This is a genomic window from Brevundimonas sp. CURTG3B2_SDJG (assembly GCF_057364705.1).
In genome coordinates, this window is record NZ_JBNFOJ010000413.1 from 1 (window position 1) to 1,974 (window position 1,974).

Annotated in this window: 2 protein-coding genes and 1 pseudogene; all 3 read right to left on the reverse strand. The window is 70.9% G+C overall.

What is annotated here, in order from left to right; genetic code table 11:
- Window positions 1-746, reverse strand: a pseudogene (locus AC2W7C_RS17240) (hypothetical protein); the annotation flags it as partial.
- 76 nt (window positions 747-822) lie between these two features.
- Entirely contained in the window at window positions 823-1,143 is a 321-nt protein-coding gene (locus AC2W7C_RS17245) for a winged helix-turn-helix domain-containing protein (protein ID WP_486002466.1), read from the reverse strand.
- Entirely contained in the window at window positions 1,140-1,586 is a 447-nt protein-coding gene (locus tag AC2W7C_RS17250) for a hypothetical protein (protein ID WP_486002467.1), read from the reverse strand. The genes AC2W7C_RS17245 and AC2W7C_RS17250 overlap by 4 nt, the downstream gene beginning before the upstream one ends.
- Window positions 1,587-1,974 lie beyond the last annotated feature (388 nt).

Sequence of the window (1,974 nt, forward strand, 5' to 3'; positions counted from 1 at the left end):
CCGCTGCGGCCGACGGGAGTGCGCCTGTCGGCCTCCCAGTAGTTCCAGGGCGTGGTGTTCATCGCCGCCTCGGCGGCCAGGACGGCGACCTCGTCGTGGTCGGGAAACCGCTCGGCGACCGCCAGCATGGCGTCGGCGTAGGCCGCGTCCAGCCCCGCCCGGTCGGCGGCGGGATCGGCCGAGTAGCGCAGGGCCGCCGCCTGGATCAGGGCGCGTTCGACCGGCGAGGCGCGATCGGCCAGGGCCAGGGCGCGACGCAACGCCGCCAGGGCCGCGGGACGATCGCGGTCGTCCATCGGGGCGTTGATGTTGGGCCCCAGGGCCACGGCCTCGCCCCACCAGCACATGGCGCAGTCGGGATCCAGGCGCTGGGCCTCACGGAACGAGCGCACCGCCCCGGCGTGATTGAAGCCGTAGCCGAGCATCAGGCCCTGGTTGAAGTACCGCTGGGCCTCATCGCCCGCGGCGGTCACCGGAAAGCGGACCGCGGCGAGATCGGGATAGAGCGCAATGGCGTCGTCCGCCTTGGCCAGCGGGCCGGCCAGAGCGCCGGCGGCCAGGAGCCGCATCCTCAGCGCCGCCCGCCCCTGCGGTCCCGCGCCGCAGATGGACCGCGCCTGACGGACGGGGTCCAGGACCTCGAACATCTCGGGAGACAGGCCGTCGCCGACGCGTGGAGCGGCCGCGGAGCTCGAGATCAGCGCGCCCATGACCAGGGCCGCGCCTCCGCCGAGGATCGTGCGCATTCTCGTCCCCCCTCGCCTGCGGCCCCCCGGCCGTAACGTCGTTACGGTAACAGCGGAAACGGCGCGAAGCGAGCGGCTACCCGACGAAGCCCTGCCCTGGCGGCGAGGCGGCGGCGATTCCCGCCAGGCGCTGGAGTTCCGCGAGGTGGGCGGTGAAGGCCCGGCGGCCGGCGGGAGTGAGGCTGAGCCAGGTGCGCTGGCGACCGTCGGAGGCGGCCTTGGTCAGCCTGACGTAGCCCGCCTCCTCCAGCTGCTTCAGATGCTTGGACATGACCGAGTCCGAGACGCCGACGGCGTCCCGGACGGCGGCGAACTCGGCGTCCTCGACGCTGGTCAGGACGCCGCAGATCTGCAGCCGGCCGGGCGCGTGGATGACCGCGTCGAAGGCGGGATTCACGTCGTCTCCCTCAGTTCGCGGCGCCAGACCCGGCGCCACCACAACGAACCGATCACCATCACCGGCCAGGTGACGCCGGCGGCGGCCAGGCTCAGCCACCAGGGACCGCCGTAGCGGCTCCAGATCGCCAGGCCCAGGAGGGGCAGAATGGCCGCCAGCAGGCCGAAGGCGATCCAGCGGGCCTTCTTGGGCTTGTAGGCGTCGACCCAGTAGCCGAAGCGCTTCTTCCACCAGGCCTGCGCCCAAAAGACGAACAGAAAGATCAGCGGCACGCCGAGCAGGGGCAAGGGATCCGGCAGGCCCTGCCAGGCGACGATCGCCACGACCGGAAGGGCGAACAGGACATCGTAGATCAAGGGCCAGCCCTTCGCCTGGTCCACCATCCGGGCGCGGGCGGCCTGGATGGAGGCCAGGGCCTCGGAGGGGTCTCGGGGATCGGTCATCGCGGCCTCACTTTCCAATATGGAAAGCGTAGCGTGACTTTCCAGATTGGCAAGTGAAAACTTTCCATAGTGGAAAGTGAGAGCTCGGCCTTGCACGGGCGGGGCGGCCTCTCCTTCGAGACTGGGATCGGCGCCCCTCCACCATGCTTCGCCCTTCGGGCTGCGCATGGTCCCCCTCCCCGCAGGGGGAGGAATGAAGGACTGGGTTCAATCGACATTCAACCTCGTCATTCCCGGCCCCCGGGTCGCGCCGCTTGCGCGGCCCGCCCGAGGGGTGAACCCGCCGGGAATCCATGAACGCGAAGGGCCGGAGTCGAAACCTCCAGGTCGCTGGTCGCGATCATGGATGGCCGGGACAGGCCCGGCCATGAGGGGACAAGGGTTGGGG

Coding starts and splice junctions, on each gene's coding strand:
- AC2W7C_RS17250 (WP_486002467.1), bottom strand. CDS start 1,586: ATGACCGATCCCCGAGACCCCTCCGAGGCCCTGGCCTCCATCCAGGCC.